This window comes from Vibrio sp. McD22-P3 (assembly GCF_021568915.1).
Lineage (GTDB): Bacteria > Pseudomonadota > Gammaproteobacteria > Enterobacterales > Vibrionaceae > Vibrio > Vibrio mediterranei.
This window is the reverse complement of record NZ_JAKGTN010000020.1, coordinates 1-14,036: the sequence shown is the minus strand read 5'-3', so window position 1 is coordinate 14,036 and position 14,036 is coordinate 1. Positions and strand designations below refer to the sequence as shown.

General features: G+C 43.5%; 14 protein-coding genes. 10 read left to right on the top strand and 4 right to left on the bottom strand.

Annotated features, from left to right (window positions below; genetic code table 11):
• The first annotated feature begins 9 nt into the window (after positions 1-9).
• Together L2W36_RS20790 and L2W36_RS20785 are read left to right on the top strand one after the other, a co-directional pair.
• Positions 10-882 (top strand): LysR family transcriptional regulator, encoded by an 873-nt coding sequence (locus L2W36_RS20790; protein WP_236111437.1) that lies wholly within the window; start codon positions 10-12, stop codon positions 880-882.
• 11 nt (positions 883-893) lie between these two features.
• Positions 894-1,769, top strand: a complete 876-nt coding sequence (locus tag L2W36_RS20785) for a LysR family transcriptional regulator (RefSeq protein WP_236111435.1) — start codon at positions 894-896, stop codon at positions 1,767-1,769.
• 2 nt (positions 1,770-1,771) lie between these two features.
• Here the strand turns inward: L2W36_RS20785 and L2W36_RS20780 are convergent, their stop codons facing one another.
• Positions 1,772-2,647, bottom strand: a complete 876-nt coding sequence (locus L2W36_RS20780) for a LysR family transcriptional regulator (RefSeq protein ID WP_063605280.1) — start codon at positions 2,645-2,647, stop codon at positions 1,772-1,774.
• Between the two features lie 168 nt (positions 2,648-2,815).
• Here L2W36_RS20780 and L2W36_RS20775 point away from each other — a divergent pair, with 168 nt between their 5' ends.
• From L2W36_RS20775 to L2W36_RS20745, 7 genes are all read left to right on the top strand, one after another.
• Positions 2,816-3,808, top strand: coding sequence for a DUF1989 domain-containing protein (locus L2W36_RS20775; RefSeq protein ID WP_236111433.1), 993 nt, complete (start codon positions 2,816-2,818; stop codon positions 3,806-3,808).
• A gap of 63 nt (positions 3,809-3,871) precedes the next feature.
• Positions 3,872-4,183 (top strand): hypothetical protein, encoded by a 312-nt coding sequence (locus L2W36_RS20770; protein ID WP_063605282.1) that lies wholly within the window; start codon positions 3,872-3,874, stop codon positions 4,181-4,183.
• A gap of 59 nt (positions 4,184-4,242) precedes the next feature.
• Positions 4,243-5,049, top strand: a complete 807-nt coding sequence (locus L2W36_RS20765) for a hypothetical protein (protein WP_236111431.1) — start codon at positions 4,243-4,245, stop codon at positions 5,047-5,049.
• 12 nt (positions 5,050-5,061) lie between these two features.
• Entirely contained in the window at positions 5,062-5,961 is a 900-nt protein-coding gene (locus tag L2W36_RS20760; protein ID WP_236111430.1) for a transporter, read from the top strand.
• A gap of 887 nt (positions 5,962-6,848) precedes the next feature.
• A complete protein-coding gene (locus L2W36_RS20755) occupies positions 6,849-7,925 on the top strand; it encodes an integrase domain-containing protein (protein WP_236111429.1) in 1,077 nt (358 codons plus the stop codon).
• Between the two features lie 11 nt (positions 7,926-7,936).
• Positions 7,937-8,224, top strand: a complete 288-nt coding sequence (locus L2W36_RS20750) for a hypothetical protein (protein WP_038225107.1) — start codon at positions 7,937-7,939, stop codon at positions 8,222-8,224.
• Positions 8,225-8,415: 191 nt separating this feature from the next.
• Positions 8,416-8,961 carry a recombinase family protein gene (locus tag L2W36_RS20745; RefSeq protein WP_236111427.1) on the top strand — a complete coding sequence of 182 codons (546 nt, stop codon included), beginning with the start codon at positions 8,416-8,418 and terminating at the stop codon, positions 8,959-8,961.
• Between the two features lie 465 nt (positions 8,962-9,426).
• Here the strand turns inward: L2W36_RS20745 and L2W36_RS20740 are convergent, their stop codons facing one another.
• The 3 genes from L2W36_RS20740 to L2W36_RS20730 all read right to left on the bottom strand — a co-directional run bounded on the left by L2W36_RS20740 (position 9,427) and on the right by L2W36_RS20730 (position 12,044).
• Complete coding sequence (locus L2W36_RS20740; RefSeq protein ID WP_236111425.1) at positions 9,427-10,353, bottom strand: LysR family transcriptional regulator; 927 nt, start codon at positions 10,351-10,353, stop codon at positions 9,427-9,429.
• Between the two features lie 145 nt (positions 10,354-10,498).
• Entirely contained in the window at positions 10,499-11,275 is a 777-nt protein-coding gene (locus tag L2W36_RS20735) for a hypothetical protein (RefSeq protein ID WP_236111423.1), read from the bottom strand.
• 10 nt (positions 11,276-11,285) lie between these two features.
• Entirely contained in the window at positions 11,286-12,044 is a 759-nt protein-coding gene (locus L2W36_RS20730) for a hypothetical protein (RefSeq protein WP_236111421.1), read from the bottom strand.
• A 455-nt stretch (positions 12,045-12,499) separates the two neighbouring features.
• Between L2W36_RS20730 and L2W36_RS20725 the strand changes: the two genes are divergently transcribed.
• Positions 12,500-13,984: a DUF1214 domain-containing protein gene (locus L2W36_RS20725; RefSeq protein WP_236111419.1), complete on the top strand. Its 1,485-nt coding sequence runs from the start codon at positions 12,500-12,502 to the stop codon at positions 13,982-13,984.
• Positions 13,985-14,036: the final 52 nt, after the last annotated feature.

The following is a 14,036-nucleotide window of genomic DNA, read 5'->3' as shown; positions in this document are numbered from 1 at the left end:
GTATCACCAATGAACTTAGAGCATCTTAAAATATTTATTACCGCTGCCGACCTCGGCTCTTTTTCAGCTGCAGCACGTCATCTCTCCAAAGGAACAACCACAGTTGCGGTTACTGTTGGCAAGTTGGAGGATGACCTGGGGTGTGCTTTATTTGATCGCTCTGGTGGTAAAGCAAACCTGACAGAAGAAGGTAAAATACTCTACGACATGGCACAACAAGTTTGTTGGCAAGCGACGCGCTTGGAAAACAGTATTGTAAGAATGACGGCTCAACAGGAGACTCAAATAAAGATCGGCTTAGATGGAATAGTGCCAATCTCTTTTATCCAACCTTTCCTCGACAATATTGAAGCAGAGAGTCTTACATATATTTCATTGATTCGTGCGCCAGCGAAACGCTTGTTACATCAGCTTGAGATTGGTTATATTGATGCAGCGATCATTGTTGCCGATGCGTTTAATACCTCTGGAACCGAGTTCTATCACATCGCCAATCTTGACTTAACGACAGTCTGTTCTCCTGATTCCGCGCTTAACGATGAGGATTTGGTGTCACTCGAAACCTTAACTCTATACCGTCAAGTCATGACTGAAGACCAAGTCACAAACGTATCTCTGTCTTCTCAGCATACAGTCTCGAGCGATGTTTGGGTGGTGGAAAGGTGTGATGAACAAATCCGATTGGTTGAACAAGATATCGGGTGGGCAATGCTTCCAAAAGAAAGCGCAAAAGCGTACTTAGACGCTGGGTCAATAGTAGAATTCCTCAGTGAGGTTGAATGTGTCCCTACCAGCATTCCATTGGAGCTCAGACTTCTGCCTAGCTTCAAAAGAGGCCCCGTTATGCAAAGCTTAATGAACAGTTTGCGTGACAAAGCTTAAGGGGCAGTTCAATGATTAATCTGGAGCAATTGTCGTTATTCATTGATATTGTTGATAAGGGATCCTTTTCAGCAGTAGCTCGATTACGAAACAAAAGTATCAGTACAGTGAGCTATTCAATCGGTCAGTTGGAGTCTTACCTAGATGTCGTATTACTCGATAGAACAACTAAACGTACGACATTGACAGTCGATGGAAGAATCATCTACGACTCAGCCAAGTTACTATTAAGTCAGACGCAAAAGCTTGATTCAGCTGCTCGTGACCTCGTAAATGGTGTGGAAGAAAAGTTAGCCGTTGGTATCGAAGAGCTATTGCCGTTGAATCTTGTTGAAGCGGAATTGGCGAAAGTAGCCAATGCGTACCCAAATACTAAGTTAACGGTAAAAAGAGCTAATAAGGATGATCTTTGTCGAGCCTTACAATCGGGTAATCTCAACCTCGCTTTGATACCTGGTTCTCATGGTGGTGATAGCATAACCAAATGTAGTATAAACCTCGTCGCGATTCGAGCACCCGAACACATCATTAAAAAGCGAAACCAATACCCACCTGAAACAGGAGCGTTTGTACTTTGCCAAAGTATTACATCGCTGCTAGAAACCTGTATGGGAGGGCTAAGTGAGATGCCTTCACCTCGCATAAAATGTACGACTTTAGAGGACGCTGTCAGCCTTGTGAGTCAAGGGTATGGATGGTCTCTGGTGCCAGTTGAATTGACGGAAGAGTTTCATCAAGCGCAAAAAGTTGTTACTTTCGATAGCGGCTTAACGGGACTAGACTATGCATTTCCAGTCTACATGCTGTCCTCTGAATCTACTATTAAAGGCCCTGTACACCGATACGTTGAGGCGCTTTTTTCAAAAACATCTAGTCATCAAAAATAAAGCTAGCCGGCTGACAATTGCTCAATGAGATACCTGAGAGCGACCCCTTGGCTCGCCGTCACGTTGTATCTAAGATCAACGGCCAGAATATCACTCGCTCTGGTTAATTTTGTGGTATCGAATCGAGTGACTGTTCCCAGCGAAATATACCGTTCAGCGATTGGCTTTGGTACCGCAGCCCAGCCCAAATCTAACTCTACTAAGCGAATTAAATCTTCAAAATCGCTTACTTCCCAAGTATCTGTACCAACAATATATTGTTGAAAGCCGGGGTTACTTTTCATAGTGTCGCAGCAGATTTGGCGTTGAGAAGCTAGGTACTCAGCATCAATATGCGGGGTTTCTGAAAGAGGGGATTCGGGAGAGCAAATTGCGACAACATCAAAGTTGGCGAAATGAATAAACTCACAACCATCATCAGATGTCCCTTCTGACAACACGATAAGAAGTTGTATCCTTCCTTCTTTGTGTAGTTGTTTAAGTTCAGACACTGAATGCCTAATTATGTTAATTCTGACATTAGGGTATTTATTTTGAAGCTTTATGATGCCACTTTCGATCACTTCAAATGGAACAACATCGTCAATACCTATTGTTAATGTGTCTTCAACTTCGTTTAACAATCCATTGGCCAGTGAAACCAGACGTTCACTTTGACTAAGTAGGTTTCGTGATACTCGATATAGCGCCTCGCCTTCCTTTGTAAGGGTAGGGTATTTACTTTTACGATCAAATAGCGAAAGCCCCAGCCTATCCTCCAGACTAGATATAGCAAAGCTAACAGTACTTAGACTTTTCCCTTTAGCTCTTGCTGCACCTGAGAATGAACCACATTCAACAGACGCTACAAACAAGGACACATGATCCACGTTTACCATTTTCTAGACCTCTACTCTTTACACCCTACAGAAATATCGTAGGGACCCTTTTTTGGAAATTTCGAATCAAATTATAAAGTACAACCCATGGAAACGACAGGACGTCAAACAGGTAAGTTCATGAATACATCATAAAACTTAATGAGCTAAATAGTCGAGGTAAACACAATGTCTAAATCAAATACTAAATCAATGATCGATGCAGCGACACTTGAAGCAGTAAAAGAAGCTGGCTATCACGTTTTTTCAAAAGGTAATGTGCAGGATACGGGTGACGACAAAGTAGGACAACATAAAAAAGTGCTGAAAGCACAGTACGATGACGTCACTAACGCAGCTATGGCTAATGCAGCAAGAGGTTTACGTGTCGTTGAAGAGCGAATTTGTCAACCATATCAAGGCCACAGCTTTGAGCTAAAGAAAGGTCAAGTTATTCGCTATGAGCTGATTGATGGTCCCCAAATTCTCGACACTGTGTATCTAATGAAAGATAACCCAACAGGTGAGTATGCAGACAGCTATTGTACGGCTTCATTTAGTGATTTGGTGTTTACGAAAGGCAAGCACTACTACTCAAACACGCCTCATGCGCGCCCGATTGCAACGATTATCGAGGACACGGTAGACCACGACAACCTCAAAGAAATGTATGGCGACCTCGCGTCACATAGCTTTGTTTATCCATCGGGTCGTTGCAACGCTGCTTTGATGGAAACCTACCTAGGTGAACCAAATATCAACAACTGTGATTCGAATCTTGCACAGGCATTCGTTGAGCTTTTGGGAGAGGAGAAAGCGCGTGAACTCCATACCCCTCATGTATTCATGCACTTTCAACCTATGGCCTATGACCGATTCCCAACGAACTATTCGTTGTTCCCGTCAAAAGGTGTTTTCAAGAAAGGGGACCATGTCGATGTATTAGTTCATCACGACATGTACGTGGCGTTCAGCCCTTGTCCTTTAGGTGATCAGAACAACACGACCTCACTGGAGGAATTCACGTGCTATCCAGTGAAGGTTCAGATTCTAGAAGGATTAGATGGGCCACTCGAAACCATTGAGACAACACCATTGAAATCAATCAATGCAGTGGATTGGGTCATGCAAGGTCGACCTGGAATGAAGCACGGAAAAGTTGGTGCTGGAAACGGTTTTTAGTCACCTACCCAAGCGGAGGAAGCCCTAGACATCGGGGCTTTTTTAAACCTAAGTGAGGTAAATATGAAATCGATTAATAGTCCGTTGGCATCTGCGCCAACACTAAAAGATCTAGTTAATACACCGACAAAGAAAATAGCCTTAGCAGTAATGATCCTGGGTAATGTGCTCATGCTTTCTAGCCCAGTAATGATTTCTGCTATAAGTGTTCACTTCAGCCTGTCCGCGATGGAGATAACGGAGCTCACTGCAGGTTATCTGATATCAGCAGAGGCAATGGCGGCACTACCAATATTCATTTTGGGGAAGCCTGTTCTAGCACTCGTCAAAACAAAGTTTCTTTCGAAGTTCAAACGAAAGAATCGAAACAAGTAATAGTCAAAGGCAAGGAAGCCCTGCATTTGCAGGGCTTTTTATTGAAATAGGTGTTTCTCATGAAAATATTTTCACGTGCTGTGGATCAGCGTCGCAGCAAATACATTGCAATAGGAACTCGTGTGTTGCTCATTGCCATAGGGTTAGTGGTAATGCCGAGGGGTTTCGCTTCTGAAGAAAACAATGGGGTTAACTATGGTGACCCAACGGCAGTATTTAAAAACTTTGGTGTCTCTCATAACGGTGACGGAGCCATTCAAACCAATCTCGTATACGGACAAGGCAAAAACGTGTTTCAGTTAGATTTAACGGCGCAATATAGAGACCGTGCAGGTGCTGAAAATTTAGGTACCAAAGGGATGGGATATCGAGCACGTTATTTTCGAGTCAACGATGGATTGGGCTTTAGTATGGACGTTATTGGATCCCACAATCAAAATGCGGACTCGACGACCGCGGTTGGCGGTGTGATTTACAAGATCAATCTTACCGATCGCTTTTCAGTTTTCCCAATGCTTTCGGTGGGTGGAATGACATCTAAAGCTAAAGCTGACAGTCAATCTTACACATCAGGGATTATTCAGCCTGCGCTGTATGCCCTCTATGCATTTGATGAAGGACACTGGCTTTACGCGAACCCCCGTTACACGCATTACACAGATACGCCTTCCAACGCTAATGACTACTACAAATATGACCAAGATATGCTCGATATCGAGCTAGGTGGAGGGTACATGCTTAATGAGTGGTCAGCAGCAGAGTTTAAAATTGAGCACAAAGTTCGAAATGACACTCAAAAACAGCATGGGCATTACCTAAATCGTGATGACACGATAAGTTGGCTCAAGTACTCCATTTTTTGGTAATGGAGTGATGTTATGAAGAAACTATCGTTAATAGGATTATTATTCTTATCAGTTAGTGCATTCGCAACTGTTGATTTTGGAAGTCCTGAGCTTACGACGACGCAGCCAGGTAGTGGGGCAGGTGCAAATGCATCGAAAGACCCAGGCAAAGGTTGGCTCGGTGCTATTACACTCGGTCATTACAATATCCGCGGTGTTAATGCAAACGGTCAAGACCATTCCTCAGATAAGTACACATCTTTGGACTTAGTTTTGCCACATTTGAGTTATTACACCGATACCAGAATTCTCGGGGGCCGATATAGCTTTGGTATTACGGGGGTCATTGGAGGAGTTCATAAGGGGAACGAAGAAGTCGGTGTAGGCGTGAGTGGAAGCCCGTGGCTACATCCTATCCGACTTAATTGGATGGTTGGAAATGATTTACATGTCGTGGCTGGCTACTCGATGCGATTAGGATTGAAGTCCTCCCGTATGTCCATCGACAAAGCTTATGACATGCACACGCTCAACGCCGGTGTCACTTACGATATTAATGAACGGTGGCAAGTAAACGGCGCTTTACAGTATGAACATCGCACCGCGACAACTCGCAATGGACATCGTTGGCAAGCAGGTGATATTGGCTACGTTGAAGGTTCACTGATACGCAAGTTTGATAATGGTATGACACTCGGTGGTTACGCCTATCATATTGGTCACTTAAATCGTGATAGCGGTGTGCAATATGATGGAGCTAATTACTTGCTTATGGGTCGCTATGGTTCTCATGTATCTGCATTAGGGATGGAGTTCACCACCCCAATCGAAGCAATCAACAGTTCACTTTCACTACGAGTTCATGAAGAAGTAGGACCGAAAAATCATTCATACGGAACCCGTGGTTTCTTAACACTTTCACACAAGTTTTAGGAGGTGCTATGTTTACCATTGTTACTGTAGTGGGCCTTAGCGCTATGACGATATCTTTTATTGCGGACGGCGTATTTGTTCGCTTTTTCTAAAATATAGTGTGCCTTAGCAAGATGCTGGGGCACCTCTTCGAGAGTTTTGTAAACCTCTAGTCAAATTAAGCAGCCAAAAACGAGTGCTCAAACCAAACTACCTTGCATTTCCTCCATTCTCTGCTGAACTCTAACTATTCTAATGGCGATTTGGTTCACATTGTTATGTTGTTCCAATCTCCAGCACAGCTGGGTCGCTGCCAACGACTCTGATGTACAAATACATCACAACCCACTCAGTCCCAGGGCAAAATGGGATATAACCTTTATATGAGCAGACTCATGTCACTGACCACTGCTTCATCTAATTAGCACTCAATAGTAATGCGTGCTACACACCCTCGGGGCTCAAAGCCCGACCATAGATGTGCTTCGCATCTGCCCGTATCGCCAGATACGTAGACAAATCTTACCCAATTGCTGCTCGAGGTTTCCTCGTAGAGAGGTGTGTTTCGAATATAGGAAAAAACATAGAGGCAAATTAAATCGGTTCCTCGCGTACGTAGTTTTTAACGTCTATTCAATAACTAAGCAGCTAAACAACCCCCATGTATCTAGGACGAAAAACGACGAATGTCGCTCTTCACAGGTACAGTAGGCAGCTAAATGACTCGCTTATCATGGTAAGTAAGTCCGCGATAGGGCGCTAAGCTGTGGGGTCAATATCAAACCTCGAAAAACATAAAAGGAGACAGCGCTGCGCGACGTATTCGCGCGTGTAGGTGTTTCACCTACCACTAACACTCACTATTACTGTTCCCTAGTCTCCATTCCGCAACCACTCAGGAGATTGGTATGTCCAAAAGAAATGAAATTCGGTCTAGGCATCGGTTTGAGCGCGCTAATCCCAATGCTCGTAACTTTGGGCTCAGGGCGCGCTGTATGCTGAAAGCTGCGGAACACGCAATGGAGGAGCGACGCCTTGCCAGCGCGTGCGGTTTTAGCTCGCGTCATCAGCAAGTAAAAAGGTTCGCGTTCTTTGTGCACTACATGCAAGAACGCTATCAGATTAAGGACATGCGCAGAGTAAGACGTGAGCATGTCGAAGGTTATGCAAAGCATTTGCGTACTGTAGCGAATAGCACTCAAAAGAGCGCGTCTTGGGCACAGAACTACTTGTCTGCCGTGAACACGATACTTTCGCAGGCGAGAGGCGACAGTGAATGTCGAGTCACTGGAACGCAAGCTCAGCTATCGGAGCGTGAGTTTCAATATGGCGTAGCTAAAGGCAGTTCTGATGAGGAATTTCAAAGCTTACAGAGGCTTTTGGGAGGAAGAGAGTTCAGCATAGCTTCGCTACAGCGCGCGTTTGGGCTGAGATTTGAGGAGGCTGCGAAGCTCAATGCTCACCGAGCACTGCGAGAAGCGCAGCGGAATGAATACATTTCCATCACCGCCGGTACGAAAGGAGGTAAACCCAGGAGAGTTGACGTGTTTTGTGACTCTCAATGTCGAGCCTTGGAATATGCGACTAAATATCAAGGCGACCACAAAGCGATGATCCCAAAAAATAGCAGCTACAAAAAGTATCGAAGCTTCTATTACCGACAAATAGGGAAAATCGGATATCGCACCCATACTCAGCGCCGCGAGTTTGCTAGGACGCTATATGAACTGTTCTTTGCTAGACAGGGGCTCTCAGTGATTGCGCCAATCGACAATCATTATGATAGAAAACAACAAGTTCGCATTATTGCCAATGAACTCTATTGCGCCTACCAGGATACATTCAGTCTTTACCGTGATGTTTGTTTGAGAAGCGTGCATGACTTCCTTACAGAGGCATCGGAGCTAAATTTCCAAGCTCTCAGTTATATCTCAAAGCAACTAGGCCACGAGAGGGCAAGCATTTCGAAAGTGTACGTATATTAGGGGGAAACGCGATGAACAAAGCCATAGCTCAACTTGAAAAACATCTTCACCTCTATATGCGCAGCGGAGGCAAAACAAGCCGAAAACGACAGGCACAAAAAATGCGCATCGTAATAGGGTATATGGTCGAAAAAGAGAAGGTTAAAGGGCTCGAGCAGATAGGGCGAAAACAAGTAAGCAGGTTCTATCGCGACAATCGTCATCTGGCACCTTCTACTCGTCGAGATTACTACTATGCAATTAACGTGATTTGGCGTCAGTTTCTGCAACGCGCATCGGAGCCTCCCATATTTAAGTGACCTTTAGATGCTTATCGGAGATTTACCAAAGGCCTAATACTCTCGATTGGCGTGTCCAAAAAGGTGTACCTTTTCGGACTCCGTTGGTTTGGCCGAATGGTACCCTAAATAGTGTGCATTAAGTCTGCAAATTGCTAACTGCACATGTACACGCAATAAAAGGGACTTTTCAGACACTAAAAGGGGCTCCCATGTTAATAGGTTATGCGCGCGTCAGCAGTGACGAACAAAATCTTGATGTTCAAATTGAACAACTATCCAAAATAGGCTGCGAAAAGATTTTTCAGGACAAAGCCAGCGGTAAGAGCGCTGAGCGCAATGGACTAAAACAACTTCTCGAATTTGCGAGGGAAGGGGATGTCGTTCACGTGACAAAAGTGGATCGGATCGCTAGAAACACCATCGATGCGCTTGGCGTCGCAGATCAATTAAGCGCGCGTGGCGCAGGGCTTGTATGTCATGACCTTGGCGATTTAGATATCAACAGTGACGTAGGCCGGGTGATTTACACCACCATTGGTGCTTTTGCGGAAATGGAGCGGTCTCGGATTCTGCAACGTTGTAATGAAGGGCGAGAAAGAGCGCGCGCGTTAGGTAAGCATCTTGGGCGTTATCCTAACTTGGAGCTTCATCAGTGTATTAAAGACCTGGCTGCTGGTGGTCGTAGTAAGAATGCTATTAGCTGTGAGTTGGGGTGCAGTCGGTCTACGGTTTATAAGGTGTTGCGTGAGGGTTGATATAGGTTTGGGAGGAGAAGCTGTCATATACACGAAGAAGCACCTTGTTCGGATGATAGACTGCCTATTACATATGAGGGAATCAAACGCATTTATGCCCCATTCGGTGCTTCAAGCCATACCAAAAATCACCGTCATCCCCTTGAAAAAGGGGATCTCATTTAGCGCGTTGAAAAGTTGAATTACGTGACTTAATCGAATATTTTCAGTTGCCTACACGTGGTGGGAGATCCTCACTTTCGTGAGGATGACGGCTACGTGGGGCATGTTAAAAACGAGCGGACGTAGACTATTTTTGTCCATAAACATCGTAACCTACATATTTAATGCGACTAATGATGTGCGAACCCTGTTGACATCATTTTAAATGAGCTCGGTTTGTGCTCTAAGTCCATGAAGGTCTTTCTGGAAAAATACGTGTGCTTTGTCCTTCCTTCACCGAAGGAGGGGCATGTTGTACGGTCGTTAGCTTAGGTGCTTTATCGTGTCGAAAACAAGCCCTTTTAACCAAGTTAGATACGGTGAATGTCGGGAGCGATGAGCAAAAAAACCACCAATGGAGAATTCTGGTCCATCTTCAAAATGCTCTATATCAAGTAGCGTCATATTTTCTGGAATAGAGTGTCTAACAATATGGCTGACAGGAAAAAGACAGTGGTGTTTACGCACTGCTTGATAGCATAGACCTATTTTGTCTGTTCGTAATAATACTCTAGGCTCAATGTCCCGCGCTCTCAAATAGGTTTCTGCAAATGCTTCCCCTTGGTGGTAATCAGGCATTAACATTAATGCTAACGGCATGCTTCCGACATCTTGTGGGGTTATGCTTCCTTTTCTACTCATTGGATGTTCGGTAGAGCAACAAAGCTTAAACTGAGCGGCAACAACATGTTGCTGCACGATCTCTTTAGTAATACCTAAAGGCATAAAATTAATACCTAGGTCTACTTGGTTGGTTTTGATTTTAACTTCGGTATCGTGAGACCAGTTTTGGATGACGATCGTTGCATTGGGTGCGGTTTTAGTGAGAGCTTTGAATAAGGGCTCCATTAGTGGGTAGCAGAGTACAGTGTTGATGTGAATATTGATTTCACCAGAGTAGTCCTCCGGGTTGAAACTACTACCTTGTTCAAATATTGCTTCCAGTCTTGATAAGACATCGGGAAGCTGCCGAAGCAGCTGATCACATTTGGGGGTCGGCTCTAACCCATGCTTTTGTCTCAAAAACAGTTGATCGTTGAACTGCTCTCTAAGCTTTCTTAGTGACTTGCTTACTGCAGGTTGGCTGATAAAAAGTCGCTCGCCGGCTCGTTTGGTATTCTTCTCTTCGCCCAGTATTTTGAGCAACTTTAGAGAATTAAAGTCGAGTTTTAACATCTCCGACTCTTTCATAGGCAATCCTTGCTTCATGATAACTATGTCAGGTTATCATGAAGTCAAACGTATTGCACAGAGTCCAATAAAGTAGCGATTGGTTGGATAGAGGAGAGTAACCTTTGTGTGTACCATAGAGCGATAGAGTATAGAGGTTGACTAACTAATTGAACTCGTATCGATAGTTAATTGACAGGGTGCTTTTTGAACCAAATTGTGAGCTATTACTGACAATGCCAAAGCTGTTTATTGATTGGTTATCATCGATTCGATAGCTCACGCCACCACCAAGATAACCATTATTCGTGTTATTACTACCTGCGCTTCCTCCGCCACCTAACATCAGTGTTAAGCCATTACTTATTGGCTTAAGAGCGAGCATTCCTAAATACGCACCATGACTTTCTATTGGTACCATTAATAACTGACTTTGGTATGAGTGAGTAGTAGGAACTGCCGTGCGTCCCTCTGTGTAGTTATACCCAAAGGCCGGAAAAAGTTGCCAGCCAGCTGGCTTCACACCGAAAACGCTGAGAGGCACGAATGTACCTAAGTTGTAGCTCGTACTATCACCGCCGCTATCATACTGATTTTTCTTGAAGTTGAAGTTCACGATCCCCTTGCTAAACAGCCAAGATCCGCCTATGCGCCATTCACTAGCATCGGAATTAATATTACCGCTGATCATTCTGGCTTCATCCAGCCCCAACGAACCACTAAGTGTTAACTCTCCGTTATAGCCAGCGCCAACTCTTGTCACTATTTTAGTAGGGTCTTCTTGGTTTTTCTCTTCATCAACTAGTTCATAGGCCGTTACCTGCAGCGCTATGATGGAAAATAAGAGAGAAGCAAGTTTCTTTTTAAATATCATATTTAGTTTTCCAATATATTTATAATCGGTTTTTTTAGGATTGATACTTCTGATATGTTCGCCGTCCATGGCGATAACCCTAAAATTGATAGTTATATTCGACTCTGAAATCAGTGCCGTTTATTGCTTCACCAAAATTCCAAAATGCTCGGATATTGCTTTGAGTGTCTATTTGATAGCTTGCGGCAACTTCATGCTGCCAACCATATAAACTGCTTAATGCTTCAACACCACCCAATTGAGTTGTGTACATAGGGTTGTAGTTCAACCAGACTTGGTCGGATATCTCTATTTTCGAATAGAAGCCTAGCAAACCAAAACTAGACGGGATAGCATAACCTATTGATCCGAAAGGTTCTCTTTCATCGACTAATAGAGCCGAATCAACGTCCGCAATATTCACTCCGATGCCTGCTAAGGGGTAGACCTGAATCGCTCCCATAGCAGGGAGTGCTTGAATCATGGAGTATGAGGCTGAGCCTAGCTTTTGATTGAAGTCCCAGTTTATGTCCACTTGAGAGCCAATGCCGTTTTGCATATTGACATTAAAGTGGCGATAACGAAGAGAATCGAAGCTATCATTTCCTTTTAATCCAAGGGTATCAGCAGCAAACCCTTTTGCTTCAAGGACATGCATTGCCATTGTGGATTCGTTGTTGGTGTCATAAGCCTGGCCGAACTTGAAGTTTAGGCCTTTGTTTGTGACCCCAACTCCTGCTTGTGAATAGACTGCAAGTGGGTCTGACATATCTTGATATTCTTCAGCGACCGCAGTATTAAATGCTAGAGATAGAATGGATGCGATAGTTGCTACTTTAACTGAATTGATTGTTTTCATAATAACTCTTACTTTTTATATACCCTCCCTGGTGAGTGTTTAAGGCCAGTTCCAATTAGGCCGTCATGCGATATTACAGAGACATAAAAACAGATGTCTTTGCTATGTCGTAAATTTTATATTCAGTTTTTTTATGTAAGAAATGAATGTCGTTACTTCATGCTATTACAATTGGTTATATCTAAAAAATCCTACGTAAATATTAATGCGATGATATGATTTTAAGTTATTTGTTAATGTAATAATTGTTATTTCTTGTTGAGTAGATTAATCGCTAATATTAAAGTTGATTGATGAGGTGGGAGTAATCATCTTATATTGAAGAAATGCTGACGATGGAATGTCTTGGTTTCTATTTTAGAGTAAGCGCGATAGCTATATTGCAAAGTTGACTGAATTTTTGCGATTGCATTGCGTTATACCTGAAAACTAACTCCATGAGTGAGCTTAATATTATGAAAAAATCAGTAATTTCTCTCGCATTATGTGTTGCGACTGTATTAACACCCGTATCATCTTCTTTTGCTAGCAGTGATACCAGTGTACATATTGCTTCCATTGCTGAGCAAAGGTTTGAACGTAGAGCGCTGGAAGCAGGTATTTGGTTCATTCCACAAGTTCTTTATGAAACGATTGCGTCTGAAACAATTGCTAAATTTGGCGGTGACCGCAATAGCACAGTGTACTTTTTTGAACGACCTGTGACTTGGCATGCTCAGATGATGACTGGAAACAATAATACGCCGTATGTTCACACCTATCATAGTATTGAAGATGGTCCAGTGGTCATCGAGATACCTGCGGCGACAGAAGAGAATGCCTTCTTTGGTACATTGCTGGACTCTTGGCATAAGCCTTTAATTGACGTTGGCCCTGATGGTGCTGACCAAGGTAAAGGTGGTAAGTATCTTATAGTGCCTAAAGGTTACAAGGGCGACACAGATGGCTACATTGTCGTGGAACAAGATACTTTCCAAGGTTATACGACGATACGTTCGATGACGAAAACTACTTCCGAAGAGGACATGAAGGGTCATGTCGATTACGTTACAAAAGGCGTAAGAATGTATCCATTGGGTTCAAGCAATATCCATACAACATTTAAAGCCATGGATAATGTTGTGATTGATACACATCTCCAGTGGCAAGATCACTTTTCAACTTCGTTTTGGGAACGAGCGCATCAAGCTTTGCAAAATGAAGTTATTAAGAGTGATGAGAAAGCAATGTACGGTATGCTGCGTTATCTAGGTTTGGAAAAAGGGGAAGCATTCGCACCTAGCCAACACCAGCAAGTGATGTTGAATGAAGCATCAGTGAAACTTCATGCAGAAATGAAAGATAGCTTCACACATTATGCCCCTAAGTTGTGGGGTGAACAATCGCAGTGGACGATTCCTGTCAACCCAGAAATGATGCTAACCAACGCAACCTACACTGCTGATTACTGGCACGATTATGCTGGGCGTGGAACCACATTTTCTTACTACATAGCACCACCTAAATCTTTGGCGGAATCACGCTCGACGACATACATCAAAGGTATTCTCGATGCAGACGGAAATCCAATGTTTGGCGACTATGATTATACCATTCACGTCCCTGCTAATGTGCCAGCGGAGCGTTTTTGGTCATTTCTAACTTACTCTATGGAAACGGGTAGTTTTATCTATGAGGCTGACCGTTTAGGTTGGGCATCCAATGAGCCAGAGATGGCATTTAACCAAGATGGAAGCACTGACATTTACTGGTCTTCAGACTGTGAAAGTAGAGGTTACACCAATTGTATGCCAATTACTAAAGGCGAACAGTTCTTTACTTTATTTAGGCTTTACGGTCCCCAAGCTGATTTTTTTAATGGCAACTTTGTGTTAGATGATATTCAACGTATTGATACCGGCGTTTTTCAAGGTAGTTGTCATCATTTGCTTGCTTATTAAGCAGCTTCTCTTTCTGGATTTAGGTGGACTTCGCCAACAGGCTCACAGTTCC